Genomic DNA, 25,285 nt, shown 5'->3' with positions numbered 1-25,285 from the left:
ATAGGCCGCAAATGTAAAAATATTATGCCCTTTCCACAAGTTTTTGCGTTGATCCAGAATTATTACTTCGAACCATTAAATTGAACTAATTATTAAACTGTATATAATTAATCAATAATGAATTAGACAAAAATAAAAACTGGACAAGCGATTTAAAAATCAACTTGTCCAGCAAGGTTGCCTGACCAGGATTCGAACCTAGACAAACTGCACCAAAAACAGTTGTGCTACCGTTACACCATCAGGCAATCTCCTCTCGAAAGGAGTGCAAATATAAAAGGCATTTTTTTTTCAGCCAAATTATTCTTGCAACAAAATATAAATTGTTTTGCTTCTTAAAAAAAACGCATCCCAATTACTCGGAATGCGTTGTAAATATTCGTTCTCAAAAAGAAAATTAACCCTGTTGTTGAGGTCTTTCATTTTCTTGCCTTTCGGGTCTTGGCATTAAGGCTTTTCGACTTAATTTGTATTTACCTGTTTTAGGATCAACACCTACTAACTTCACTTTTACCTTTTCCCCATCTTTAAATATGCCATCCATTGTCTCAAGGCGTTTCCAGCTTATTTCGCTAATATGCAAAAGACCTTCTTTCTTTGGTAAGAATTCTACAAATGCTCCAAATTCTTTAACACCTTTCACTATACCTTCATAAACAGTCCCTACTTCAGGGATTGCAGTAATACCTTTAATCGTTTCTACAGCTTTTTCCACACCTACTTTATCGTTAGAGAATATTTTCACAATACCTTTATCCCCTACTTCTTCAATATTAATAGTTGTTCCAGTTTCTTTTTGTAATTCCTGAATTACTTTACCACCGGGTCCTATTATCGCTCCGATAAATTCTTTTTCAACAGTCAATTGTACCATTCTGGGCGCATGTGGTTTCACATCAGCATGAGCGGTGTCAATACATTCATACATTGCATTCAAGATATGCAAACGGCCAGCCTTTGCTTGGGTTAACGCTTCACGCATTACTTCCATGCTTAAACCATCCACTTTAATATCCATTTGCACACCACAAATACCATCGCGTGTACCTGTAACTTTAAAGTCCATATCACCTAAATGATCTTCATCTCCCAATATATCAGATAAGATAGCATATTTACCATCCTGCCCTGTTATCAAGCCCATTGCGATGCCACCAACGTGCTTTGGGATAGGCACACCAGCATCCATCAAGGCAAGTGAACCTGCGCAAACTGTCGCCATAGAAGAAGAACCATTAGATTCCAAAATATCACTGATAATACGAATCGTATACGGATAATCTCCAGTAGGAACCATTTGTTTCAAACTGCGCATCGCCAAGTTTCCGTGCCCAATTTCTCGACGTCCAGGACCACGCATTGGCTTGGTTTCGCCGGTAGAGAAAGGAGGAAAATTATAGTGTAAATAAAATTTGGAGTAAGTAGATGTTGATGCAGATTCTATCAACAATTCGTCTAAAGGCGTACCTAAAGTAACAGTTGTTAAAGATTGCGTTTCACCACGCGTAAACAACGCAGAACCGTGCGGGGTAGGTAACGGATCAATTTCCATAGCTAACTGACGCACTTGATCAAGCTTACGACCATCCAAGCGAATGCGATCGTTAAGCATCATTTCGCGAACCAGCTCCCATTGCAAATCTTCGTAATATTTTTTTGCCAAGCGCAGTGTTTCAGCGTCTGCCTCTTCACCGAAACTTTCAATTAATTCAACTTTCAATGCTTTGTAAGCATCGCTTCTTTCATGTTTTGCCGTTTGAGCTTTCGCAATCGTAATAATTTTTTCAGAAGCAAATGCAGCAACTTTAGCTTTTATATCGTCGCTTTCTGCAGCTTTTGGATAATCTCTTTTTCCGGTAATACCCTTTAAATCACGTAATTTTTCCTGTGCTTTAATCTGCACGCGAATGGCTTCGTGAGCGATACCCAAGGCTTCGATCAAATCTTCTTCACTACATTCTTTGCTTTCGCCTTCCACCATCATCAGATTTTTTTCTGTTGCAGCGATAATAAGATTGATATCAGCATCTTCTAATTCTTTACGAGAAGGATTGATGACAAAACTTCCGTTAATACGAGCGATACGCACCTCAGAAATGATTTCTTTAATAGGAATATCTGAAACAGCTAAAGCTGCTGAAGCAGCTAAGCAAGCCAATGCATCAGGCATTATTTGCTCATCACTTGAAACAAGTGAAATAAGTACCTGCACATCACACAAATAATCTTCCGGAAAAAGCGGGCGCAATGCACGGTCGATTAAACGGCTAGTCAAAATTTCGTAATCATTTAACCTTGCTTCTCTCTTAAAAAAAGAACCCGGAATACGACCAGCGCTTGAAAATTTTTCCTGATAATCCACGCTTAAAGGAAAGAATGATTGTCCTTCGCGAGGTTCTCTATTGGCCACGACGGTAGCCAATAGAATATTATTTCCCTGACGAACAGTAACAGCACCGTCCGCTTGACGAGCCAGTTTACCTGTTTCAATGATGACTTCCCGGCCACCGCCTAAGTCAAAAGAAACACTTAATGGTTGTGTTAACATAAATATTTTTTGAAAGTATAAATGACTACAGTACGGTAAAGGAAGGAGAATGAAATGTACTGTCGATTCATTTATGGATTAATGTAAATACTATTAGCCACAAAAAACTATTCCCAACAACAAAAAAAAAATGTGTTGGGAATAGCCTTTTTATACATAGTATATTTATTTTCTTAGCCCTAATTGCTCGATAAGTGAACGGTAGCCTTGCAAATTGTGCTTTTGCAAATAAGCCAAAAGACGTTTACGCTGACCTACCATTTTCATCAAACCGCGTTGGGAATATAAATCTTTTTTGTTTGTCTTCAGGTGACTTGAAATACCTAAAATACGCTCTGTCAATAAAGCGACTTGACCTTCAATGGAGCCTGAATTGGTGGCACTTCCACCATGTTTAGCAAATATTGCTGCTGTTTTTTCTTTTGTTAAATAAGACATTAAAATCTGTTTTTAAAACCTCTTTAAAAATTACTTCTTTTATTATTAGTGGGCAAAAGTACAACGAATTATTTATTTTGGAAAATATTTTTAACGAACTTCTATTGCTGTCCAGGATTTGCCATCCATTCATATGGCGTCTAACTTGCTTAAAATTGCTGTTGAAACGGATATTTATAATAAAATTACCTGCGTACAGTCAATATACCACAACCAAAATGATGGGAAAACTGTCGAAAATATGCATTTTCATTCTTTGTGCGGCACTTTAGCAATCAAAAATGCTAACATTTTTACGCTCGTCCTAAAAAAAGGCGAATTATTCATTTTTGAATGAACTTTGGAGAGTTACTGGGTTATAATACTTTAAAAAAATTGCCTGGACCTATTTCTCAAAGAATTAAGTAGTAATTGCTTCAAACTCAATTATTTTTGCATATTGCAAACATAAACCCACCCCATAGAAAATTAATATTAAAGCCAATGATTTTCTTTAAAAATATAATCAGGAATTTTTTATTTATTGCCGTATTAAGCACCTTTTATTCTTATTCGTATGCGCAAAATCAAGATACCAGTAGACCTTCTAGAACCTCTGCGGCAAGCGCAGCACTGGCGCAAGATACACTGGTCTCTTATATTGTCAAGAAAGTAGAATCCTATTCTTTCAAAATAAAAAGAGATAGGTCAGCTATCAAACGAAACATAAAAGTAAACCCAATCAAAGAGTCATTGCCAAAAATCAAAAAAACCTTGACAGCTTTTAGTAAAAGACTCAGCGAAAAAGGGAGACCTATGAATTTGCGCGGGCTAAACACAGCGGGAATAATGCTGCAAGAAAACTCAGATAGATTAATGAGTTTTCAATCTACACTCACTGATTATTTTAATACATTAGTCGAAAATAACGCTTCTTTAAAACAAATAAGAAACGATAAACTATTGAGAATCAGTGTGACCGACACAAGTTTAAGCAGACAAATGCTGTCGGTGCTGCAAAGTGCTATACAACTAGATTCGACTCAAAAATCAATGTTAGCAAAGGTTACGGTCCTTAAGAACAAAGTTTCTGTTTTGCTATTACAATTAAATGATATTATCTCTGAAATTAACTATCTCACTATTAATGTAAAAACAAATATGTGGGGGCAAGAAGATGAATCAATATTTAACGACAAATGGTCTGATTATAATCAATCGTTGTTAGCCACCACATTAAGTGCCTTCAGCATAAACGCAAAAGTAGTTTACATATATTTAAATAATAAATGGGATACTATTTCCTTTGCATTTCTACTATTTATCTTTATCACGTTTTGGTGTTATTCCAATATGAGAAGAGTAAAGAAATTAGCGGAAGCAGATGAAGTATTAGCGCAAGTAAACTTCTTAAAAAGATCCGTAATCACCGGCTGCTTAATGATGTTTTTCACCTGCCTACCCTTCTTTTTCCGAAACCCTCAGATGTCCTTTTTGCATATTTGTGAACTCTTCAGATTAATTGCATTAAGCTATCTACTTTACCCATTTTTATCAAAATCTTTCAAACCAATTTGGCTTCTTTTCATTTTACTTTGGATATATTTTGCAGTTGACGATTTATTACTGGAGCCCGCACTGACAGAGCGCTGGTTACTAATAATCGCAGACATCCTATTGATTTTCATTTGTATTAAAGTGATAAAAAATGTAAAAGAAATATTTATAACAATCACAGACTCTCCTGCTACAAAACCTTTAGCGATATTTTGCATGAGTATAAGTTTCTTGTCAATTGTTTTCGAAATTTCCGGAAAACCAACCCTCGCCAAAATATTTGGCGTAACGGCAATACAATGTTTGTTTATTGGAATTACCCTAAAAGTATTTTCAACAATGGCGATTGAACTAATCTACTTACAATCAGAAGCTTATAGAGAAAGTAGGTTCTCCGAGTTCATCAATTTCAAGGTACTTCAAAATCATCTAAGGAAGTTTTTATGGTTTGCTGCACTTTTTGTCTGGACGGTTTCTTTATTCATAGATTTAGATTTATACACGCTCGAAGCCAGAAGGGTCGGTTACTTTTTAAATACGAATCGAACTATTGGCAACATGAGTTTCACTTATGCAAGTGTTGCGGTCTTCATTGGCATTATATGGCTATCTTCTATTGTCTCAGGTATTATCAATTTCTTCTTTACACAACAAAAATCAAAAGACGCAGTCAAAAAAAACAGTGTCGGTTCTATGATGTTATTGGTTCGACTTGGAATCTGGTCTATTGGCTTTATCATAGCTGTGGCTGCCGCTGGAATACCTTTAGACAAGATATCGATCATGCTTGGTGCTCTAGGTGTCGGTATTGGATTTGGTTTACAGAATATTACCAACAACCTGGTATCGGGAATTATATTGGCATTTGAACGCCCTATTCAGATTGGTGATCATATAGAGATTGGTAATAAAGCAGGTGTTGTGGATGAAATTGGCGTTCGGTCTTCTAAAATAAAAGGTTTTGACGGTTCAGATATTATTGTTCCAAACGGCGATTTACTTTCTCAACACCTAATTAATTGGACAAAACAAGATCGCAGAAAGCGTTTAAACTTTCAAATTGGGGTGTCTTATGATGCCGATCTAAACCAAGTCAAACAAATTATCCAAGATACTGTTGAGGCAAATCAAGAAGTGCTGAAGGATCTACCTCCGTCTGTATTGGTAGACTCTTTCGCAAGCAGTGCCATCGAAATAAGCATTTTTTTCTGGGTGGGAGATTTATCAATTGCATCAACCACTAAAACCAACGTGATGATTGAAGTTTACACTGCACTTACTAAAAATAAGATTATTATTCCTTATCCGATAGTTACTGTACTTCGCGACAATAAAGAGGAAGAAAATCTTTAATAATATAATTGGATTCTACAGCAACGAGATTACTAGTCAAAAAAGCCCAATGACATCCCAAAATTTGTAAGAACCAAAAGACGGGAAATCTAAAATTATTGATACTTCCAACTTCCAAAGTTCCAAACACATAACATCGTATTACCAAATCATCTCTTATCTTTGCGCGGTGAGGCGAAAAAAAGAAATAATTGTTTTAGAAAACATACTGGTAGAGGGCTATGCAGCCGAAGGTAAAGCTATCGGAAGATCAGAAGGAAAAGTAATTTTTATCGAAAACTGTATTCCGGGCGACGTGGTGGATGTGCAACTAATAAAGAATAAAAAAGATTGGGCAAATGCATTCCCCATAAGATTCGTAAGTTTATCTGGCGATAGAGTGCAGCCCTTTTGCACACATTTTGGCATTTGTGGTGGCTGTACATGGCAAAATCTCCCATATAAAAAACAACTTGAATCCAAACAAAAACAAGTAGAAGATCAATTAACCAGAATTGGGAAAATTCAATTTCCTCAAATATTGCCCATTATCGGCAGCTTGAAAAAAGAAGGTTACCGCAACAAAATGGAATATACTTTTTCTACCAAAAAATACATTCCCAAGGAAGAATTTGCGGAAATAAAAGCTTCCGGCGAACCTTTTGACACAAAAATAGAACAAGGTGTCGCTGGCTTTCATGCTAAGGGATTCTTTGACAAAGTCGTAGAAATAGATATTTGTCATCTTCAAAATGAGCCAACTAATGAAATCAGAAAGTTCGTTGCACAATTTGCTCGTTTAAGAAAGATCCCTTTTTATGATATAAAAGAACATCACGGTTGGTTGCGTACGATGCAAATACGCAATGCGACCACCAACGAACTGATGGTCAATATTGTTTTTGGTTATGAGGATAAAGAAAATCGGGAAGCGCTATTGAAGCTGTTGTTGGAAAAGTTTCCAGAAATCTCTACATTGCTTTTTACCATCAATGAGAAAAAAAATGATAGTCTATATGATTTACAACCCGAAATATTTTCGGGTAAAGGTTTTATAAAAGAACATTTAGAAAATTTCATTTACAAAATAAGCCCAAAATCTTTCTTTCAAACCAATTCCAGACAAGCCGAGAAATTGTACCAGGTCGCAAGAGAATTTGCCTTGTTGGATGGTACTCAAACGCTTTATGATCTGTATTGCGGTACCGGAAGTATTGGTATTTTCTGTAGCGATAAAGCCAAAAAGATAATTGGCGTAGAAGTCGTTGAAGAGGCAATTGAAGATGCTAAAGAAAATGCTCAACTCAATAATATTCAACACGCATTATTTTTCGCTGGAGATGTAATAAAGATTTGTAATAATGATTTTTTTGCAACCCATGGTCGTCCAGATGTAATTATAACGGATCCCCCTCGCGCCGGAATGCACGAAAAGTTAATAGAAAAACTATTAGAAATGGAGGCCCCCATCATCGTGTATATTAGTTGCAATCCAGCTACACAGGCCCGGGATTTGGCACTCCTAAATATAAAATACGATATAACAAAAGTGCAACCAGTGGATATGTTCCCACACACCATGCACATAGAGAATGTAGTACAATTAAAACTCAAACAAGAAAAAACGCTTTAATAATTATGCAAAGTAGCAGGCAATTAGGTATGCCACCGTTTCCCCCGGTGATTAAGAATTTGATTATTATTAACTTTCTTGTATGGATGGCTCAGAGTTTTTTGGGCAATAACGTTTCTGCTTGGATGGATAATGTATTTGCGCTTCATTCTTTGTACAGTCCTTTGTTTAAGCCTTGGCAAGTTATTACCCACATGTTCATGCATAGCCCGTTTCACAGTCAGTTGGGCATTATGCACATATTATTAAATATGTTTGGCTTGTGGATGTTTGGCTCAGCATTGGAGATAAATATGGGGGCAAAACGCTTTCTTAGCTTTTATCTGATTTCAGGTATTGGTGCCGCCATTATTTATCTAGGCTATTTACAAATTCATTTGCATCCGATAGTGGAAGAATTTCAGAGCGTATCAGCTGAAGGCGCGCCTGAAAGCCTATTGATGCAATACAGAGAAATAATTGACGCATCGATGATTGGCGCAAGTGGTGCGGTATTTGGTGTGATAGCCGGGTTCGGGTATTTATTCCCCAATACCTATCTATATCTTTATTTTTTCTTACCCTTAAAGACCAAATGGGCTGTGTTGGGTATTATTGCGTACGAATTGTATGGAGCAATTGCTAGTTCTGCCGGTGACGATGTGGCACATGTAGCACATTTAGGTGGAGCATTTGTAGGATTTTTACTTATTTATATTTGGAACAAGAGAAATAGGCGGCATTTTTATTAGTACAATTTTTCAAAATTTATATTCGGCAATACATGAATTACAAAGTTCCACCCCAAAACAAAGTTACCCTAGGCAGCACCGGAAATGCAATTGTACTGCTCATTGGAGCCAATGCGGTACTCTTTGTTTTACTTGCATTCTTTAAAATCTTTTATTTCATGACTGCTACCGGTAACGTAGCTGACATTACGTTAGCCGCTTATCACAAAGAAGTATTTGATTACCTTACATTACCCCTTTCTTTCGCTGCTTTCGTTCATCAACCATGGACATTAATTTCATACATGTTTACACACGAATCACTATTAGATTTATTATCAAACTTATTATGGTTGGCAGCTTTCGGGTATATTATGCAAAGCTTAGCAGAGAATAGAAAAATAATACCCATTTATTTATATGGCGGCGTCATAGGAGGAATCATTTTCTTGTTACTAAGCTCTTTTTTACCTTCTTCGGCCAATCATTTAAATTATTTAATCGGAGCTACTATTCCGGTAATCGCGATAGCTACCGCTGCCGTCACCTTGGCACCAAAATACCGTATTTTCCCCATGTTAGCGGGGGGCGTTCCTTTGTGGATACTGTATTTGATATATATCCTTATCAATTTCAGTTCTGCTACTAATGCGGGATTAGCATTTGCTTTCACCATTGTCGTCAGTGCATTGGTAGGCTTCTTTGTTATTTATCAATTAAAAAGAGGAAATGATTATTGCGAATGGATGTATAATCTTATGTATAAAATTGACAGCTTATTTAATCCACATAAAAAATTCCGCTCAAAACCCGCTACCGAAAAATTTTTTTACAAAACATCCCGTGCACCTTTCAAAACTGAAGAAAGAATTACGCAAGAACATGTAGATGAATTATTAGATAAAATAAGTAAAAAAGGATATAGTTCCCTTTCTAAAACAGAAAGAGAATTTCTCAAGCGTGCAGGCAGGGAATAAAAATATATTTTTGAATTTCTAATTTTATTTGAAATGAATATTGCCGATATAAGAACTGACTATAAATTAATGACATTAAGCGAGTCCCGTGTTGCCGGTAATCCATTCGAACAATTCACACAATGGTGGCAGCAAGCTATTCATAGCCAAATAGATGAAGTAAATGCGATGACCCTAGCGACAGTTACAAAAGACGGTAAACCGGATGCACGCATCGTATTACTGAAAGACTTTTCTGAAAAAGGTTTTGTATTCTTTACAAACTATCTCAGCAAAAAAGGTAAAGAATTGGCGGAAAATGATAGTGCATATCTTGTTTTCTTCTGGAAGGAATTACAAAGACAGGTGCGCATTTCTGGACCGGTAAAAAAGATTAGTCCCGAAGACAGTGATCGCTATTTTTATTCGCGTCCTGCGGGTAGCCGATTGGGCGCATGGAGTTCTCCACAAAGTGAAAAAATAGCTTCCCGGGCAATTTTGGAAGAGAATGAGAAAACTTATTTGGAAAAATTTGGTGAAGAAATTCCTCGTCCCGAACATTGGGGTGGATATGCTGTGATGCCTGAATCTATTGAATTTTGGCAGGGACGTAGTAACCGCTTGCACGACCGCTTGCTTTATAGTTTACAAGAAGATAATAAATGGAAAATCGAAAGATTGGCTCCTTAAAAATCCATTTCTAACTTTCCAAAAGATCTATAATCGCCAACTTCGGGTCCTCTGCTTGAAAGACCGAACTGCCGGCAACCAGTATATTCGCACCGGCATCAAAAATTGCCCTCGCATTTTTTTGGGTAACGCCGCCGTCAATTTCTATTAAAGTGTTCAGATTTTTGTCCGCAATCATTTTACGTAATTCTTTAATTTTTACTAAAGTATGTTCTATAAATGATTGCCCACCAAAACCGGGATTCACACTCATTAAGTTTACAAAATCTACATCTTGAATAATATCCTGTAAAAAGCTGATAGGAGTATGCGGGTTCACGGCAACACCGGCTTTCATCCCAAAGGAATGAATAAACTGAATGGTACGGTGCAAATGAGGACAAGTTTCAATATGTACCGAAATATTATTTGCGCCGGCATCATGAAAGGCTTCTATATATTTATCCGGCTCCACAATCATTAAATGCACGTCACAAACCTTAGTAGTGGCTTTACGAATTTGCTCAATCACCGGAATACCAAAACTTATGTTGGGAACAAAGCGTCCATCCATCACATCCAAGTGTAACCATTCAGCAACACTCTCATTTACCATTTGTATTTCCTTGTTTAGCTGTAAAAAATCAGAAGCTAAAAAAGAGGGTGCTATAATTCGCTTCATTATTTAACATTTAATGTTTTTAAATCCTCATTAATTACCGGCTGAAAAGGTTGCTCTAAAAGGCTTTTAGCGAAATATGCTTTAGCACTGTCGCCCTTTCCCAACCGTTTATAGGACTTACCAACGGCATTCAGCAATAAAATATTTTGAGGCTCCATATCCAGTCCCTTTTTATAAGTGAGCAATGCATTTGAGGCATCCCCTTTTGTCAAATAAATATTTCCTTTAGCAAGATAGGGCTTTATAAATTGATGGTTTTGCAATAAACAACTATCTAGCAAAATTAATCCCTTTTCGGCGTCTCCTGTTTTTGCAGCATATAGACCAGCAATATAGGTAGTATAATATTTATTTTCTCGATTAAATTGCTGCGCCAAGACTAAGCTTGAATCGTTTTTTTCATCCGCCAAAATTTCTGTAAGGCCTACCAATGCCTCATTCCCGGGGTAAATGCTAATTGCCTTTCGGTAATTTTCTTTTGCCGAAACAGTATCACCACTATCCAAAAGCATATTCGCTTTTATCAACCACAAAGCATATTTGTCACTATCATTTTCAATCAAGGTATCCATCTGTAGAAGGGCTCGCCTGTATTGCCCAATGCTATCCAATTCATTTGCCAAAATCAATCTCAAGCCAACACTATCAGGTTTTTCTGAGAGTAATTGTGTGATTGCTGCCACCTGTTTTTGTTTAAAATCCAATGTATTTCTATCAACCGGCTTTTGCTTACAGGCAATAAAAAAAAGTGCGCAACTCATCACAATAAAAAAGGAGGTGGTATATTTCATCAGACAAATTTAAGCTCAATCATTTACTTACCGAAATTATGCTCCACTTTATAAATAAGGTTGATTGATAATATTAATTGTAATTTCGCAAAAAAGTGGTTTATGCAATTTAAGTTCGATCATTTGTTTACCATATCCTTTACGCTGTTTGCCGTTATTGATGCGTTAGGCTCAATCCCATTATTCATTTCCCTTAAAGAAAAAAGTGGGGGCAATTTCGATGCGAAAAAGATATCGCTGATATCGGGTATTATCATGATTGGCTTCTTATTTATAGGTCAGCAATTTTTGGATTTGATGGGGCTAGATGTAAAATCGTTTGCACTCGCGGGCTCTATCGTTATTTTCCTTTTAGGATTAGAAATGATATTGGGTCATGAAATATTTAAAGGCGACAACAATCCAAAATTAGGCGTCATCGTACCAGTCGCATTTCCTTTAATTGCAGGCAGCGCCACACTTACAACTATCATATCATTAAAAGCCATCTATAGTCAAATAGAAATAATCGGAGGTATACTCATCAATCTCTTATTTGTATATATCGTAATTTCCTCTTTAAAGTGGTTTGAAAAAATGTTAGGTCCCGGTGGCATTCTAGCTATCCGGAAATTCTTTGGCGTAATCTTACTCGCAATTGCCGTAAAAATATTTAGCAGCAATATGGGATCCTTCGGCGTCTGAAGCCACTTTCTCCTTCAATAGAAAAGCGTGACGATCAGGTAATCTTTATCTTTTCCCTTGCAAAAACGCTAACAACGGCTAAAAAGAGTTGACAATTAATCCCTAATTCTTAGACATTCTTTGAATTGCAGTTGCCATGCCTTTGATTTCGGCAAGTCCTTTTAAACGACCTACAAAAGAGTAGCCTGGATAACTTTCTATTTGGTCGTCAATTTGCAACTGGTGACCGTGGTCCGGCCGCATAGGAATAGTTCTATTTTCATCAAACTGCAGTTCCAGTGCAAGTTTTACTATGCTAAACAAATCTGCATTTCCCTCAAGATGATTGGCTTCAAAAAAGTTTCCTTCCGAATCTCTTTGGGTACTTCTCAAGTGTAAAAAGAAAATACGCGAAGCAAATTCTTTAAACATTGCTTGCAAATTATTTTCTTTTCTGGCACCAAAAGATCCTGTACAAAAACAAAGACCAACGGCAATTGATGGAACTGCCTCCAACATTTTTCTGGCGTGCTCGGCTTTGCTCATAATTCTCGGTAATCCTAAAACCGGAAAAGGAGGATCATCAGGGTGTATTGCCATTTGAAGCCCCCCTGCTTCACAAGTACCAACAATTTCTTTAAGGAACAAAAACAAATGCTCTTGCAATTTTGCTTCTGTAATACCCGTATATTCATTTAATAAAGACAATATTTTCTCTCGAGAGAAGGCCTCCTTACTTCCCGGCAAACCCTGCATACAGGCTTTCGCTAATTTTTCCTTTTGTATTGTAGAGAGTGTATTGAAATAATTTGTTGCCTTGATGATATCAGTTTCGGCGTAATCTTTTTCGGCATTTGGTCTTTGCAAAATAAATAAGTCAAATGCCACGAATGCTGCCCATTCAAATCGAAGGGCTAAAGCTGTCGAAGGAGTTTGGTAATACAAATCGGTACGCAACCAGTCCAACACCGGCATAAAATTATAGGTGATTACTTTAATGCCATTTTTACCTAAATTCTGTAAACTGATTTTATAATTTTCTATCCATTGAACATAGTTGCCATCGCGTTTTTTAATGTCTTCATGTACAGGCAAACTTTCTACAACAGTCCATGTTAAACCAGCCGCTTCCACAAGGGTTTTCCGAATTTTAATCTCCTCGTCCGTCCATATTTCCCCCACCGGAATATGGTGAAGAGCAGTAACTACACCGCTGCAACCTGCTTGTAAAATATCCTTTAGGCTAACGCCATCATTTGGGCCATACCAACGCATTGTATATTCCATATCTTATTTTCTACAATAATAATTAATAACAAAAATTATACACCGCCAAAAACAGTAAATGCACCATCAACCGTAACGGTCGTACCGCTTACAAATCTCGATTCATCACTTAAAAGCCATAACAGTGCGCCATTTAATTCCTCAGGTTTTCCAAAACGCCCATAAGGAGTAGCGGCAATTATTTTATTGCCACGTTCAGTAAGCGATCCATCTTCATTGGTAAGCATTCTACGATTCTGCTCAGTAAGAAAGAACCCTGGTGTGATAGAATTCATTCTTATTTTATCTCCGAATCTATGCGCTGCTTCCACTGCAAACCATTGGGTATAGTTGTCAATAGCTGATTTACCCATACTATAACCTAATACTCTTGTCAAAATTGTTTTAGAACTTACAGATGAAATATTCACAATGGTGCCTCCATCTTTTTTCATGGCCTGCCCAAATATTTGCGTGGGTACAATACTGCCCCATAAATTAAGTTCCAATGCCTTTTTCAATCCTGGGATATTCATATTAAAAATATCATCTTGCGGTTGTACCAAGGCCTCCGGAACATTCCCTCCCGCCGCATTTACAAGTCCGTCAATTTTTCCGTAGGTAGAAAGAATAATCTCTTTTGCAGTTTGCAACTCATCTTCATTCATCACATCTGCAGCGATGGCCAGTGCTTCGCCCTGATTTTCTATCACCTCTTTTTGCTTCTGTTCGAGCCTTTCTTTGTTTCTCCCAACGATCACCACTTTACCGCCGGCCTTTGCAATGGCTGTTACAAAAGATCCACCTAAGATACCAGTTCCTCCGGTTACAATAACTACTTTATTTTCTAATGTCTTCATTTGTTTTCTAATTTAATAATCCTTTTTTCGTTTACCTGCAAAACACCTGTTTGCCATTTAATCGTCAAAATATTGAGAATCAATTTATATTCTGCAATTTATCTATTTTTCTTTTATCAATTCAAATAATGGTTGTGCACCATCCAACTTTTAAGTCGATCCATCCACTGGTCTTCAGGCAATTTCTGCCCAAAACCATGACCGCCATTTTGATAAAGATGCAACTCTGCCGGGATATGATTTTTCAATAAAGTTTCATAGTATTTAATACTGTTTTCCGGGCTTACTACTCTATCATCACTTGCCTGCACCAAAAAAGTCGGTGGCGTATTTGCATTTACTTGCAATTCATTGGAATATTCTTTAACCTGTGCTTCGCTTGGATTTTTGCCTAATAAGTTTATGCGGCTTCCCATATGTGTTATCTCCTTTTGCATGCTTATAACTGGATAAGCAAGAATCGAAAAATCAGGACGCAGGGAAATATTGTCCACATTAGGGATGACTGTTTTATCAAAATGTGTAGAAGCGGTAGCGGCTAAACTTCCGCCCGCTGAAAAGCCCATGATACCAACTTTTGAAGGATTAATGTTCCATTGCTTTGCATTCATTCTGGTTAACTGAATAGCCCGCTGTGCATCCTGCAATGGGCCAATACTTTTGTCCTTCATAATGGCATCACTAGGTAGTCGGTATTTTAACACAATAGCAGTAATACCCCATTTATTAAGTGTTTGCGCTATTTCGGTTCCCTCTAAATTAAAAGCAAGAATACTATACCCTCCACCTGGGCAAATAATAATTGCTGTGTGTTGATTGTTTATTTCTTCAGGTTGAAAAATTGTAATGGTGGGATTTGTTACTTTGCTGATACGAATAATTCCATCCTTGCCGGTTTCAGATTGTTCTTTGTAGCTTGCATCTTGTCGGCTATTGGGAACCGTTTTGTACAACGGTATTGTCGTTTGTGCCATAGATACATTTTGAAATAACATTGTGGTGATTAACAAATAAAAATATCTTTTCAACTTTCTGGGTTTTAAATATTTAGCATATTGCTTCCGATTTGTTGTATATTATTTCAAATAATGATTATGTTCCATCCAACTTTTAAGTCGATTCATCCACTGGTCTTCTGGCAACTTTTGCCCAAAACCATGACCACCATTTTGATAAAGATGTAACTCTGCGGGAACGTTGTTTTTCAATAATGCCTCATAATACTTAATGCTGTTTTCCGGGCTTACTGCTCTGTCATCACTCGCCTGTACCAAGAAAGCGGGCGGGGTTTTAGCACCTACTTGTAACTCATTAGAAAAATCATTTACCAACGCCGGACCGGGATTCTTGCCTAAAAGGGCATTACGGCTTCCCATGTGCGTAATATCCTTCTGCATACTTACAACGGGATAAGCTAGAACAGAAAAATCCGGGCGCAGGGAAATATTGTCCACATTAGCGATGACAGCTCTATCAAAATGTGTAGAAGCAGTAGCGGCTAGACTCCCTCCGGCAGAAAAGCCCATAATGCCTATTTTCGACGGGTCAATATTCCATTGTTTCGCATTTATTCTGATCAACTGAATGGCGCGCTGCGCATCTTGTAAAGGGCCAATGCTTTTATCTTTCATGATAGCATCGCTGGGCAAGCGGTATTTTAAAACAATAGCTGTAATGCCCCATTTGATAAGCGTTTGGGCTATTTCAGTTCCTTCTTTAGAAAAGGACAAATACTCATATCCTCCGCCCGGACAAATAATAACAGCGGTATGTTGATCCATATTTTTAACTGGCCTAAAGACAGTAATCGTCGGGTTTGTTACTTTGCTGATGCGCGTAACACCGTCTTTGCCCATTACTGCTTTTTCACTGTAAGTAGCATCCTGTTTGCTGTTGGGTACAGTTTTATATAAGGGCATCACTGTTTGTCCCATTGATAAATTTTGCAATAATAATCCGGCAACCAGCAGGTAAAAATATCTTTTCATGAATCGCACATTTACAAATCAGTAATCAATTTATATTTAGGAACAATTGCTTTCATTATTATCCACGCTAATAAATAGGCAATGGCACAAAAGGCAAATACGATAGTATAGCCCGTTTCAATGTTCCCTTGAGCCTTGTAAAAATCGAATAACCAACCAGCCGCTTCTGTAAGTAGAAATCCACCTAAACCACCAGCCATTCCGCCAATACCTGTAACAGAAGCCACTGCTTTTTTAGGGAACATATCAGACACCGTGGTGAAAATATTTGCTGACCATGCCTGATGAGCGGAAGCGCCTATCCCAATAAGAACGACAGGAACCCATAAACCTAAATACCCCAACGGTTGAGCCAATAGAACGATTAAAGGACATAATGCAATTAAGAGCATCGCTTTCATGCGGCCGTCATAAGGTGATAATTTATGTTTATTAATAAAGTAAGTTGGCCACTTGCCGCCCAAAATACTTCCAAACATTGTCATACTATAAAGTACAGCCAATGGAAGCATCATTTGTAAAGTAGAGATATGATATCTGTCGCTTAAATAGGTCGGCAACCAGAATAAGAAAAACCACCATACACCATCAGTCATAAATTTACCTACTACGAATGCCCAAGTTTGTCTGTAACAAAATAGTTTTGACCATTTTATTTTTTCTGAAGAACCTTCTTTATTCTCTACGTTCTCCATGATATCATCCCTATTGATATATTCCAATTCTGCTTGAGAGAGGCGCTTTTGCTCCTCCGGCTTTTTATAATAAATCTGCCAAAAGATTAACCATATAAGCCCTACTCCGCCAATAATAATAAATGCAGCTTGCCAACCCCAAGTTGCTTCAATCCATGGAACAGTTAATGGTGCAAGTATGGCTCCAATGTTTGAGCCAGAATTAAAAATACCAGTAGCAAATGCTCTATCTTTTTTGGGAAAATATTCTGCTGTTGTTTTTATTGCTGCCGGGAAATTCCCCGCTTCGCCAATTGCCAAAATAGCCCTTGAGATGGTAAAACCCAATACCGAAACTGGAATCATACCGATGCCTATCCACCCAAATACGGTCATGACTCCCTCTCCTATGGGAATTGCCAATGCATGCATCATGGCACCCAATGACCACACAACAAATGCAATTGTGTATCCCTTTTTTGTTCCAAATTTATCAATTAGTCTGCCACCAAAAAGCAAGGCAATAGCATACACCAATTGAAAAATACCGGTGATATTGGCATAATCGGCATGACTCCAATGATATTCTTTCAGCAAATTAGGGCCGAGAAGACTCAGCACTTGTCTGTCTAAATAATTGATGGTGGTTGCAGCAAATAGCAACGCGCAAATCGTCCACCTATATTTTCCAATTTTTTTGGTAGCAGTCATTTTATTTTTGTTTTATATCTTGAATCAGTTCTAAAACTTTTTTAGTCTCAGATTCAATAGTTGCATAATCTTTTGTTTCCATTAATTTTTTACTGATCAATTTGCTTCCCATACCCACAGCAGAAACGCCAGCTTTGTACCAACTTTCAATATTTTCCCTGGTTGTATCTACACCTCCTGTTGGCATAAATAATAATTTGGGGAAAATATCTTTGATACCACTTAAAAAACTCGGACCGAGCATATTACCGGGAAATAATTTTATAAATCCTACTCCCGCATTTTCGGCAGCAATAATTTCACCGGGTGTCATACAGCCTGGGCTGTAAAATAAATCCTTCGCGAGCAAATAATTTGCTACTTCCGGGACAAAACCAGGGCTGATGAAAAAATCAGCACCGGCAATTTCAAATTTTTTGGCCTGCTCCAAATCCTTTATGGTTCCAATTCCCAAAAGCAAATCAGGCATTTCCGCGTTTCTTAATTCCACCATTTTAGAGAAATTCTTCAAGGCGGCCTCACCCCGGTTAGTATATTCTACCGCTCTAATTCCGGCATTATAAATACTTTTTAAAACATCAAGTGTGACTTGTTCATCTGCATTAAAATACAATGGTAGAATTCCCTGTTGAACAATTGCATTTGAGACTTTTTGTATGTTGTTCATTTTTTTAAATTTTAACTTTAAATACTAATTTTTTTATGGCGCCTTCGCCAATCATTGGTGCGTGAACATCTTCCGGATAGAAAATCACAAACTGATTATCGGTTAATTGAAAAAACATATCAGGCTCATTATTGAAAAAGCGAACGTCTTTTTCCGCATTATATTCCCCGTTTGGATTGCTACATTTTTCCCTCGGTTTCCAACCAATGGTTTCCGAACCTCTCACACAAATTTGGATGTCAATATTTTTATCGTGACATTCAAATTTTTTTAAGCTTTCTTCCGCTGTTTTTGCATTTCCGTCGCTTACAATTAATTTCAAGCCCTCAGAAATTTCAAATTTCCCCACCTCTAACGAGTTCAAATCGTTGCTTTCAACAAATGCAAATGCTTCTGCAAACAATGGATGCAAAGCGGTGTATTTATGGGCGCTTTGTATAGAATCTATAATCATAGAATGTATTTTTTATTGATTACTTTCAAATCAATGACCAGTTATAATTTACCTTGCAACTCTTCCGGAAGCATCTCCGCCCATTAATTTTTTTACCTCATCTACCGTTACCAAATTGGCATCACCTTTTATGGTGTGTTTCAAACAAGATGCGGCAACTGCAAAATCTAAGGCATTTTGGTCATCATTAGGATAGGTTAAGAGTCCGTAAATTAATCCGCCCATAAAAGAATCTCCACCACCAACTCTGTCCACAATATCTGTAATTTGATATTGACGTGTTTGCAACATTTGTTTGCCGTCATATAAAACGCCCGCCCAGGTATTATGCGAGGCTGAAATTGAACCTCTTAGAGTGGTAATCACTTTCTTTGCTTTCGGGAATTTTTTCATCATTTGCTGGCAAACCGATAAAAACGCTTCTGCTTTTACGTCGTGGCCGTGTGTCTGAACCGCATTTCCATCGGGTTTAATACCGAAATGCATTTCCGCATCTTCTTCATTTCCTAAAATCACATCACAGTAAGAGGTAAGTTCCGTCATTATTTTTTCTCTGTCACCACCATATTTCCACAGTTTTGCACGGTAATTCAAATCTGTCGAAATGATCACACCCATCTTGCTTGCAGCTTTCACTGCTTCCAGACAAACGTCTGCAGAACTTTGAGAAATTGCAGGCGTGATACCAGTCCAATGAAACCAATTTACGCCTTGGAAAACTTCTTCCCAGTTTATCATTCCAGATTGAATTTCAGACATTGCAGAATGCGCTCTATCATACACTACTTTGCTTCCTCTACTTACGGCGCCAGTTTCAAGAAAATAAATTCCTAAACGATCACCTCCCCAAACAATTTTATCTACTCCAACGCCGCGTTTTCTCATTTCCATCATGGCACATTCACCTATATCGTTTTTCGGTAAACGCGTTACAAAATCTACGGAAATTCCATAATTCGCTAATGAAACAGCGACATTGGATTCCCCTCCGCCGTAAACGACATCAAAATTATCTGCTTGTGAAAATCTTAAAAATCCTTGTGGGGCTAATCTCAACATTATTTCACCAAATGTTACTACCTTTTTTGACATTGATTTTATTTTTTTTGTTATTAAAAATTTTTATTTTTTATCTTGAAACCCTACCTCCTCCATTTCCGTGCATTAATGCTTCCACTTCTTTCACTGTCGCCAAATTAATATCACCAGAGATGGAATACTTCAAGCAAGTAGCTGCTGCCGCAAATTCTAATGCAGTCTTAGGATCTTTTGGCCAAGTTATCATTCCATAAATAATTCCCGCCATAAATGCATCTCCGGCGCCGATTCTATCTATAATATGTGAAATATTGTATTTTTTGGAATTAATTAATTCTTTCCCGTCAAAGAAAGACGCGCTTACACCGTTTGAAGAAGCATCAGCACTAATCCTTTTTGTGGTAACAATATTTTTTAATTTCGGAAATGTTTTCATCCATTTGGAAAAGATCATTTCTTCCGTATCATTTTCCTGTGTTTCTACACCCAAAACTTTTTCAGATTCATCAATACCACCTAATAAAAGATCGCAATATTTTAATAAATTAGGCATCACTTCCTTGGCTTTTTTCCCATACTGCCAAAGCGTGGGACGATAATTCAAATCTGCGGAAATCGTCAACCCTTTTTTGGATGCTGTTTTCAAAGCTTCTTCGCAAATTTCAGCCAACTCAAACGAAAGTGAAGGTGTAATTCCAGACCAATGAAACCATTCTGCGTCTTCAAAAATAGTTTCCCAATCTATCGTTCCTTTTTTAAAATTAGAAAATGATGAGTTTTCTCTGTCGTACACGACTTTTCCTGGTCTTTCTGATGCACCTTGTTCAAAATAATAAATTCCCAATCTCTTCCCTTGGGTAAAAGCAATCGGCTCCACTTGAAACGATCGCAACATACTTAATGAAGCATCGCCTAATTCATTATTCGGAACAGCTGTAACAAATTTTACAGGAAATCCGAATTTTGCCAATGATGCGACAACATTTGCTTCTGCGCAACCAAAATATAAATCAAAAGAAGTTGCTTGTGACAACCTCAAATGGCTCGGTGGCGAAAGACGAAGTAAAATCTCCCCAAATGTCACAACTTTGTTCATTGCAATTTTTTAATCTATAGAACCTTCCCTCGTTGGATTAAAAATATCCATTAAAATTATTTCCTCCAAGCAGACAAGACCACGTTATAAATGAATTGGAACGGAAAAAATCTCCTTTTTTTAATACTCTTTTCTGCTAATCTAAATTTTCTCTTAATTGCTTTTGTGAATGTCGGGCCTAAATGCTTCCTCCATCTGTTTTAATATAGGTTCAGCCCTCTTAATCTTGCCCTCAAATTCTACAATTTGTCGCGTTTTTATCTACCTTCTCATTATCTCTGCATTTTTAAAAATGGCGCTATTCAGCATTAATGAAAATCTTTATTTTAAAAATTAAAGTATTCTTTTGCATTATTAAAACAAATATTGCTTACCATTTGTTGAATCCACTCAACATCATTGGGCAACTCGCCATTTTCAATTTCATTGCCAAACAAATTGCATAATATTCTTCTGAAATATTCATGCCTCGGAAACGAAAGAAAACTACGCGAATCTGTCAACATTCCTACGAATCGACTAAGCAGGCCCAAGTTTGACAAATCATTTATTTGTTTTGTCATACCATCTTTTTGATCGAGGAACCACCAAGCGGCACCATATTGAATCTTTCCAATTGTTTTACCGTCATTAAAATTACCCGCCATCGTAGCGAATAACTCATTGTCAGCAGGGTTCAAATTGTATAAAATAGTTTTAGCCAAATGACCCCTTTCGTCCAATGTGTTTAAGAACTTAGACAAAGATCTTGCTTGCTTAAAATCCCCTATCGAATCCGCACCCACATCGGCGCCCAATATATTTTGCAAACGCATATTATTATTGCGAATAGCTCCAAGATGATACTGTTGCACCCAATTCTTTTCAAAATCCCACTCGGCAAACTGCACCAACATGGCAGACTTGAATTGCCTATTTTCGTACAGACTAATATCTTTCCCCACTCTTATTTTATCAAAAATATTTTCAATGGCACTATGCGTATAATCTTCAGCATATATTTCTTCTAATCCATGATCGGAAACACCACATCCATTCAAATCAAAGTAATCGTGCCTACTTTTCAGTGCTGCAATATAATCATTAAAATTAGATATGGAAACGTTTCCAGATTTTTCTAATTTCCCTACGTACTGATTAAAATTAACGGCATAATCCACATTCATTGCTGCGTCGGGCCTGAAGGCGGGCAAAACAGGAATTTCAAACCCCTCCTTGCTGAGTTGCTGATGAAAATGCAAGTCATCACAAGGGTCATCCGTAGTGCAAACAACTTTTACATTCATTTTCCGTAAAAGATTGCGAACAGAATACGCTCGTGATTGTAGCAGATCAGAAGCAGTATCATATATTTTTGTAGCAGATTGTTTATTCAATATATCCGCAATTCCAAAATAACGTTGCAATTCTAAATGTGTCCAATGATAAAGAGGATTACGCATGGTGTAGGGGACTGTTTGCGCCCATTTGTCAAATTTCTCTTCATCCGTTTTATCGCCTGTAATATAGCTTTCATCTATCCCATTGGCGCGCATCGCCCGCCATTTATAATGATCACCACCTAACCAGGCTTCCGTTATACTTTTAAATTGATAATCATTAGCGATTAACTCAGGTGAAAGATGACAATGGTAATCGATAATTGGCATCTTAGCCGCTGCGTTATGATAGAGTGATTTAGCAGTTTCCGTTTCCAAAAGGAAATCCTCATTCAAAAAAGGTTTCATTATTTTTATTTTTTATATATGTCGTGTTTTATAAAAAAATGTTTTTGTGGATAGGCAAGTTAATAAAATCACTACCCATTTTACATCCAGTTTGCATAATTATTTACGCAACCGTTGCCGAAACTCTTGTATTCTAAAGCTATAAATGAAGTATATTTGTTTGAAGATGAAGTTTCGGCCTATCACTATAAAAGATATTGCAAAAGATTTAAAATTGAGTGTTTCTACTATTTCCAGAGCGCTAAGGGATAGCCACGAAATTAGTATTGAAACGAAGAGGCTGGTGATGGATTATGCAAAAAAAGTGAATTACAGGCCCAACCCGAGTGCATTAAGCCTCCAGACTAAACGCAATAAATCAATCGGCATCATCATTAGTCAGATCAGTAACAGTTTCTCTTCACAAGTTATAAACGGCATTGAATCTGTTGCTTGTGAAAAAGGATACCAAATTTCTATCGTGCAAACCGATGAATCATTTCAAAGAGAAGTGGAGGCTGTTGATTATCTCTCTTCAAGGGTTGATGGCCTATTAATTTCCCTGGCTTCCGAAACAAATGATATTGCCCATCTTCAATACTTAGATCAACAGGGGATTCCCATTGTTTTATTCGATAGAGTATCTACAAAAATCAGCACCCACAAAACTATTTCAGACAACTACCAAGGGGCCTTCAATGCCGTTCAACATTTAATAAATGAAGGCTTCACTAAAATTGCATTCATAGGCGGTGCAAAAAATTTAGATATTGTACAAGAGCGGAATCGGGGCTATATAGAAGCATTGAAACATAATGGAATCGAGCCTTCACAGCAAAACATCAAATATTGCCCACAAGGTGGTATTCATTTCTCAGAAACAGAAAAAGTATTGAAAGAGCTCTTAGCGGGAAAGAAAAAGCCCGATGCCATATTATCTTGTTGGGATAAAGTGACGGTAAATTGCTACCGATATTTTAGAGACAATTCTATAAAAATGCCTGAAAAAATAGCACTCATTGGCTTCTCCAATTTTCCCCTTACCGACTATGTTTGCCCTTCTCTTTCGGTAATACAACAACAAGCCGAAAAGATAGGCATCAAAGCAGCCACGCAGCTGATTTCCCTATTAGAAAAGAAACGAAAACCAGAAACTTTTGAAACAGAAATATTGATGCCCGAAATAATTATCAGAGCATCCTCTACATCAAAAAAGAAACGCGCAAAGCTTGAAAATATGGTATGAAAAAGCCTTCTACTATTTATACTATCGGTCATTCTACAAGAGATTTAGACGATTTCCTATTTTTATTAACCAAAAATAAAATAGAACTTCTAGCTGATGTACGCAGTTTTCCCGGCTCGCGAAAATATCCACAATTCAATAGAGAAAATTTAGCAGTCTGCACCCCGGAAGTCGGAGTTGAATATATGCATTTTAAAGATTTAGGCGGAAGAAGAAAACTAAACAAAGGCTCTTTAAATACTTCTTGGCATAATACCTCTTTTCGTAGTTATGCTGATTACATGGAGACAAAAGCGTTTAAAAATGCTACTGCTGAATTGATAAAAATAGCAAAGGAAAAAAAAACTTGCATCATGTGCTCCGAAGCTGTCTGGTGGCGTTGTCACCGTAGCATGATTGCCGATTATCTAAAAAGTAAAAACTGGACCGTCTTTCACATTATTTCTTCTGAAAAAATGCAGGAGCATCCTTATACACAACCGGCAAAAATTATAAATGGAAAATTGGTTTATGGTCCTGAAATAGGCCTATTTGAATCATAAAATACATTAGAGAGAATAGTGATTGGGGACATTTTACGCTAACGCTTGCGTAAATTTTTCCATCCCCTTCTGCCCTTTTATTACTAACAACCATTATCTTGTAAAGGTTTTCATATAAATCTCAACGTTTCAAAATTGTTACCAATTGAAAAAGAATTTATTTTTTCTCTCTTTACCCATATTATCCTCCACACGCATTAATGCGCAATCAACAACTATCTTAATATCCGGTAATGCCAGGCAGAAAATAGGTTTTAATAAATATCTGAGATTTAATTTTAATAAAAATGATTTCTATACAGATAATTCATTAGAAGACAAAAGCGTATTGCTTTGTTGTTACAAAGCCAACTGTAGTGGTACGCCGACATCATATTTAACTGATAAAAGATTCGTTTTAAGAAAAAAAACACCACCGGGATAAAAGCTTATTCTACCGTTGGGGAAATAAAACCCTTGTCAATAGCAAATCAATGGGCATCGCTACTGCTAATGGTGGCAAAAGAGTTATTGAGCAAGATACTTCCCTTACAAAAGGAGAAAGCAATTGAAATAAAATAAAATCAATTTAAAAATGAATAAAAAATTAATGATCGGCTACTGCCTTCTTTCATCTTTCGCGATACCAAGCCTGCATGCGCAAAGTCACTTTAGATTTCCAGAAAATAAAACGATTTATCACAAAGGCTGGATAGACTTAAACAAGAATGGAAAAGAGGATATCTATGAAAATCCAAATGAACCCATTGAAGCAAGGGTAAAAGACCTATTATCCAAAATGAACATAGATGAAAAGACTTGTCAACTTGCTACACTTTATGGCTATGGTCGTGTACTTAAGGATTCCCTACCAACTGCCAAATGGAAAGATGAAATATGGAAAGATGGCATAGCCAATATCGACGAAGAATTTAATGGTTTTCAAGACTGGCGGGATTCTCAAAAAACACCACTCGCCACAAATATCGCCCACCACATTTGGGGAATGAATGAAGTGCAACGTTTTTTTATTGAACAAACAAGACTAGGCATTCCTGCCGATTTCACCAACGAAGGCATTAGAGGTGTAGAAGCCAGCA

23 protein-coding genes, 1 tRNA gene and 1 pseudogene are annotated in these 25,285 nt (G+C 37.1%); 10 read left to right on the top strand and 15 right to left on the bottom strand.

The genetic code is table 11. The annotated features are described in order from the left end of the window. Positions 1-177: 177 nt before the first annotated feature. The 3 genes from ACQR30_RS10925 to rpsO form a co-directional block, all read right to left on the bottom strand. Positions 178-248: transfer RNA gene (locus ACQR30_RS10925), tRNA-Gln, on the bottom strand. A 149-nt stretch (positions 249-397) separates the two neighbouring features. Then, a complete protein-coding gene (pnp, locus tag ACQR30_RS10920) occupies positions 398-2,548 on the bottom strand; it encodes a polyribonucleotide nucleotidyltransferase (protein ID WP_429734964.1) in 2,151 nt (716 codons plus the stop codon). Positions 2,549-2,713: 165 nt separating this feature from the next. Continuing rightward, on the bottom strand, positions 2,714-2,986 hold the full coding sequence (rpsO, locus tag ACQR30_RS10915) for a 30S ribosomal protein S15 (protein WP_429734961.1): 273 nt from the start codon (positions 2,984-2,986) through the stop codon (positions 2,714-2,716). A 483-nt stretch (positions 2,987-3,469) separates the two neighbouring features. On the opposite strand from rpsO, the gene ACQR30_RS10910 reads away from it, so the two are divergent. The 5 genes from ACQR30_RS10910 (at position 3,470) to pdxH (ending at position 9,843) form a co-directional block, all read left to right on the top strand. Further along, complete coding sequence (locus ACQR30_RS10910) at positions 3,470-5,875, top strand: mechanosensitive ion channel family protein (protein WP_429734959.1); 2,406 nt, start codon at positions 3,470-3,472, stop codon at positions 5,873-5,875. 169 nt (positions 5,876-6,044) lie between these two features. Beyond that, a complete protein-coding gene (gene rlmD, locus ACQR30_RS10905) occupies positions 6,045-7,487 on the top strand; it encodes a 23S rRNA (uracil(1939)-C(5))-methyltransferase RlmD (protein ID WP_429734957.1) in 1,443 nt (480 codons plus the stop codon). Positions 7,488-7,492: 5 nt separating this feature from the next. Next, positions 7,493-8,218 (top strand): rhomboid family intramembrane serine protease, encoded by a 726-nt coding sequence (locus ACQR30_RS10900; RefSeq protein WP_429734955.1) that lies wholly within the window; start codon positions 7,493-7,495, stop codon positions 8,216-8,218. Between the two features lie 32 nt (positions 8,219-8,250). Continuing rightward, positions 8,251-9,174: a rhomboid family intramembrane serine protease gene (locus tag ACQR30_RS10895; RefSeq protein ID WP_429734954.1), complete on the top strand. Its 924-nt coding sequence runs from the start codon at positions 8,251-8,253 to the stop codon at positions 9,172-9,174. Positions 9,175-9,207: 33 nt separating this feature from the next. Further along, a complete protein-coding gene (gene pdxH / locus ACQR30_RS10890) occupies positions 9,208-9,843 on the top strand; it encodes a pyridoxamine 5'-phosphate oxidase (protein WP_429734952.1) in 636 nt (211 codons plus the stop codon). A 10-nt stretch (positions 9,844-9,853) separates the two neighbouring features. Here pdxH and rpe read toward each other — a convergent pair whose 3' ends face one another. Together rpe and ACQR30_RS10880 are read right to left on the bottom strand one after the other, a co-directional pair. Beyond that, positions 9,854-10,504 (bottom strand): ribulose-phosphate 3-epimerase, encoded by a 651-nt coding sequence (gene rpe / locus ACQR30_RS10885; protein WP_429734949.1) that lies wholly within the window; start codon positions 10,502-10,504, stop codon positions 9,854-9,856. Further along, positions 10,504-11,295, bottom strand: coding sequence for a tetratricopeptide repeat protein (locus ACQR30_RS10880; protein WP_429734947.1), 792 nt, complete (start codon positions 11,293-11,295; stop codon positions 10,504-10,506). Before ACQR30_RS10880 ends, rpe begins: the two co-directional genes overlap by 1 nt. 102 nt (positions 11,296-11,397) lie before the next feature. Here ACQR30_RS10880 and ACQR30_RS10875 point away from each other — a divergent pair, with 102 nt between their 5' ends. Next, positions 11,398-11,979: a MarC family protein gene (locus tag ACQR30_RS10875; protein WP_429734945.1), complete on the top strand. Its 582-nt coding sequence runs from the start codon at positions 11,398-11,400 to the stop codon at positions 11,977-11,979. 102 nt (positions 11,980-12,081) lie between these two features. On the opposite strand, the gene uxuA is transcribed toward ACQR30_RS10875, so the two are convergent. The 10 genes from uxuA to uxaC all read right to left on the bottom strand — a co-directional run bounded on the left by uxuA (position 12,082) and on the right by uxaC (position 22,439). Continuing rightward, a complete protein-coding gene (uxuA, locus tag ACQR30_RS10870) occupies positions 12,082-13,245 on the bottom strand; it encodes a mannonate dehydratase (RefSeq protein ID WP_429734943.1) in 1,164 nt (387 codons plus the stop codon). Positions 13,246-13,280: 35 nt separating this feature from the next. Further along, positions 13,281-14,084 (bottom strand): SDR family oxidoreductase, encoded by an 804-nt coding sequence (locus ACQR30_RS10865; RefSeq protein ID WP_429734941.1) that lies wholly within the window; start codon positions 14,082-14,084, stop codon positions 13,281-13,283. A gap of 116 nt (positions 14,085-14,200) precedes the next feature. Then, a complete protein-coding gene (locus tag ACQR30_RS10860; RefSeq protein WP_429734939.1) occupies positions 14,201-15,058 on the bottom strand; it encodes an alpha/beta hydrolase in 858 nt (285 codons plus the stop codon). A gap of 102 nt (positions 15,059-15,160) precedes the next feature. Then, positions 15,161-16,072, bottom strand: a complete 912-nt coding sequence (locus tag ACQR30_RS10855) for an alpha/beta hydrolase (protein WP_429734937.1) — start codon at positions 16,070-16,072, stop codon at positions 15,161-15,163. Positions 16,073-16,083: 11 nt separating this feature from the next. Further along, positions 16,084-17,457, bottom strand: coding sequence for an MFS transporter (locus tag ACQR30_RS10850; RefSeq protein WP_429734935.1), 1,374 nt, complete (start codon positions 17,455-17,457; stop codon positions 16,084-16,086). 1 nt (position 17,458) lies between these two features. Then, the gene (locus tag ACQR30_RS10845; RefSeq protein WP_429734933.1) at positions 17,459-18,124 is read right to left on the bottom strand and encodes a bifunctional 4-hydroxy-2-oxoglutarate aldolase/2-dehydro-3-deoxy-phosphogluconate aldolase; all 666 of its coding nucleotides are present in this window, start codon (positions 18,122-18,124) and stop codon (positions 17,459-17,461) included. A 4-nt stretch (positions 18,125-18,128) separates the two neighbouring features. Beyond that, a complete protein-coding gene (locus tag ACQR30_RS10840; protein WP_429734931.1) occupies positions 18,129-18,578 on the bottom strand; it encodes a YhcH/YjgK/YiaL family protein in 450 nt (149 codons plus the stop codon). Between the two features lie 48 nt (positions 18,579-18,626). Next, on the bottom strand, positions 18,627-19,670 hold the full coding sequence (locus tag ACQR30_RS10835; RefSeq protein WP_429734929.1) for a PfkB family carbohydrate kinase: 1,044 nt from the start codon (positions 19,668-19,670) through the stop codon (positions 18,627-18,629). Positions 19,671-19,707: 37 nt separating this feature from the next. Continuing rightward, positions 19,708-20,712: a PfkB family carbohydrate kinase gene (locus tag ACQR30_RS10830; protein ID WP_429734927.1), complete on the bottom strand. Its 1,005-nt coding sequence runs from the start codon at positions 20,710-20,712 to the stop codon at positions 19,708-19,710. Between the two features lie 326 nt (positions 20,713-21,038). Further along, positions 21,039-22,439: a glucuronate isomerase gene (gene uxaC, locus ACQR30_RS10825; RefSeq protein ID WP_429734925.1), complete on the bottom strand. Its 1,401-nt coding sequence runs from the start codon at positions 22,437-22,439 to the stop codon at positions 21,039-21,041. Positions 22,440-22,584: 145 nt separating this feature from the next. Here uxaC and ACQR30_RS10820 point away from each other — a divergent pair, with 145 nt between their 5' ends. The 4 genes and pseudogenes from ACQR30_RS10820 to ACQR30_RS10805 all read left to right on the top strand — a co-directional run. Next, a complete protein-coding gene (locus ACQR30_RS10820; protein WP_429734923.1) occupies positions 22,585-23,664 on the top strand; it encodes a LacI family DNA-binding transcriptional regulator in 1,080 nt (359 codons plus the stop codon). Then, on the top strand, positions 23,661-24,206 hold the full coding sequence (locus ACQR30_RS10815) for a DUF488 family protein (RefSeq protein ID WP_429734922.1): 546 nt from the start codon (positions 23,661-23,663) through the stop codon (positions 24,204-24,206). The genes ACQR30_RS10820 and ACQR30_RS10815 overlap by 4 nt, the downstream gene beginning before the upstream one ends. 145 nt (positions 24,207-24,351) lie before the next feature. Then, entirely contained in the window at positions 24,352-24,630 is a 279-nt protein-coding gene (locus tag ACQR30_RS10810; RefSeq protein WP_429734920.1) for a hypothetical protein, read from the top strand. A gap of 150 nt (positions 24,631-24,780) precedes the next feature. Beyond that, positions 24,781-25,285, top strand: a pseudogene (locus tag ACQR30_RS10805) (hypothetical protein); the annotation flags it as partial.

Source organism: Arachidicoccus sp. (assembly GCF_050436765.1).
Classification (GTDB): domain Bacteria; phylum Bacteroidota; class Bacteroidia; order Chitinophagales; family Chitinophagaceae; genus Arachidicoccus.
This window is presented reverse-complemented; position numbering and strand designations above follow the sequence as displayed.

Coding starts and splice junctions, on each gene's coding strand:
- pnp (WP_429734964.1), bottom strand. CDS start 2,548: ATGTTAACACAACCATTAAGTGTTTCTTTTGACTTAGGCGGTGGCCGG.
- rpsO (WP_429734961.1), bottom strand. CDS start 2,986: ATGTCTTATTTAACAAAAGAAAAAACAGCAGCAATATTTGCTAAACAT.
- ACQR30_RS10910 (WP_429734959.1), top strand. CDS start 3,470: ATGATTTTCTTTAAAAATATAATCAGGAATTTTTTATTTATTGCCGTA.
- ACQR30_RS10900 (WP_429734955.1), top strand. CDS start 7,493: ATGCAAAGTAGCAGGCAATTAGGTATGCCACCGTTTCCCCCGGTGATT.
- ACQR30_RS10895 (WP_429734954.1), top strand. CDS start 8,251: ATGAATTACAAAGTTCCACCCCAAAACAAAGTTACCCTAGGCAGCACC.
- pdxH (WP_429734952.1), top strand. CDS start 9,208: ATGAATATTGCCGATATAAGAACTGACTATAAATTAATGACATTAAGC.
- rpe (WP_429734949.1), bottom strand. CDS start 10,504: ATGAAGCGAATTATAGCACCCTCTTTTTTAGCTTCTGATTTTTTACAG.
- ACQR30_RS10880 (WP_429734947.1), bottom strand. CDS start 11,295: ATGAAATATACCACCTCCTTTTTTATTGTGATGAGTTGCGCACTTTTT.
- ACQR30_RS10875 (WP_429734945.1), top strand. CDS start 11,398: ATGCAATTTAAGTTCGATCATTTGTTTACCATATCCTTTACGCTGTTT.
- uxuA (WP_429734943.1), bottom strand. CDS start 13,245: ATGGAATATACAATGCGTTGGTATGGCCCAAATGATGGCGTTAGCCTA.
- ACQR30_RS10865 (WP_429734941.1), bottom strand. CDS start 14,084: ATGAAGACATTAGAAAATAAAGTAGTTATTGTAACCGGAGGAACTGGT.
- ACQR30_RS10860 (WP_429734939.1), bottom strand. CDS start 15,058: ATGGCACAAACGACAATACCGTTGTACAAAACGGTTCCCAATAGCCGA.
- ACQR30_RS10855 (WP_429734937.1), bottom strand. CDS start 16,072: ATGAAAAGATATTTTTACCTGCTGGTTGCCGGATTATTATTGCAAAAT.
- ACQR30_RS10850 (WP_429734935.1), bottom strand. CDS start 17,457: ATGACTGCTACCAAAAAAATTGGAAAATATAGGTGGACGATTTGCGCG.
- ACQR30_RS10845 (WP_429734933.1), bottom strand. CDS start 18,124: ATGAACAACATACAAAAAGTCTCAAATGCAATTGTTCAACAGGGAATT.
- ACQR30_RS10840 (WP_429734931.1), bottom strand. CDS start 18,578: ATGATTATAGATTCTATACAAAGCGCCCATAAATACACCGCTTTGCAT.
- ACQR30_RS10835 (WP_429734929.1), bottom strand. CDS start 19,670: ATGTCAAAAAAGGTAGTAACATTTGGTGAAATAATGTTGAGATTAGCC.
- ACQR30_RS10830 (WP_429734927.1), bottom strand. CDS start 20,712: ATGAACAAAGTTGTGACATTTGGGGAGATTTTACTTCGTCTTTCGCCA.
- uxaC (WP_429734925.1), bottom strand. CDS start 22,439: ATGAAACCTTTTTTGAATGAGGATTTCCTTTTGGAAACGGAAACTGCT.
- ACQR30_RS10820 (WP_429734923.1), top strand. CDS start 22,585: ATGAAGTATATTTGTTTGAAGATGAAGTTTCGGCCTATCACTATAAAA.
- ACQR30_RS10815 (WP_429734922.1), top strand. CDS start 23,661: ATGAAAAAGCCTTCTACTATTTATACTATCGGTCATTCTACAAGAGAT.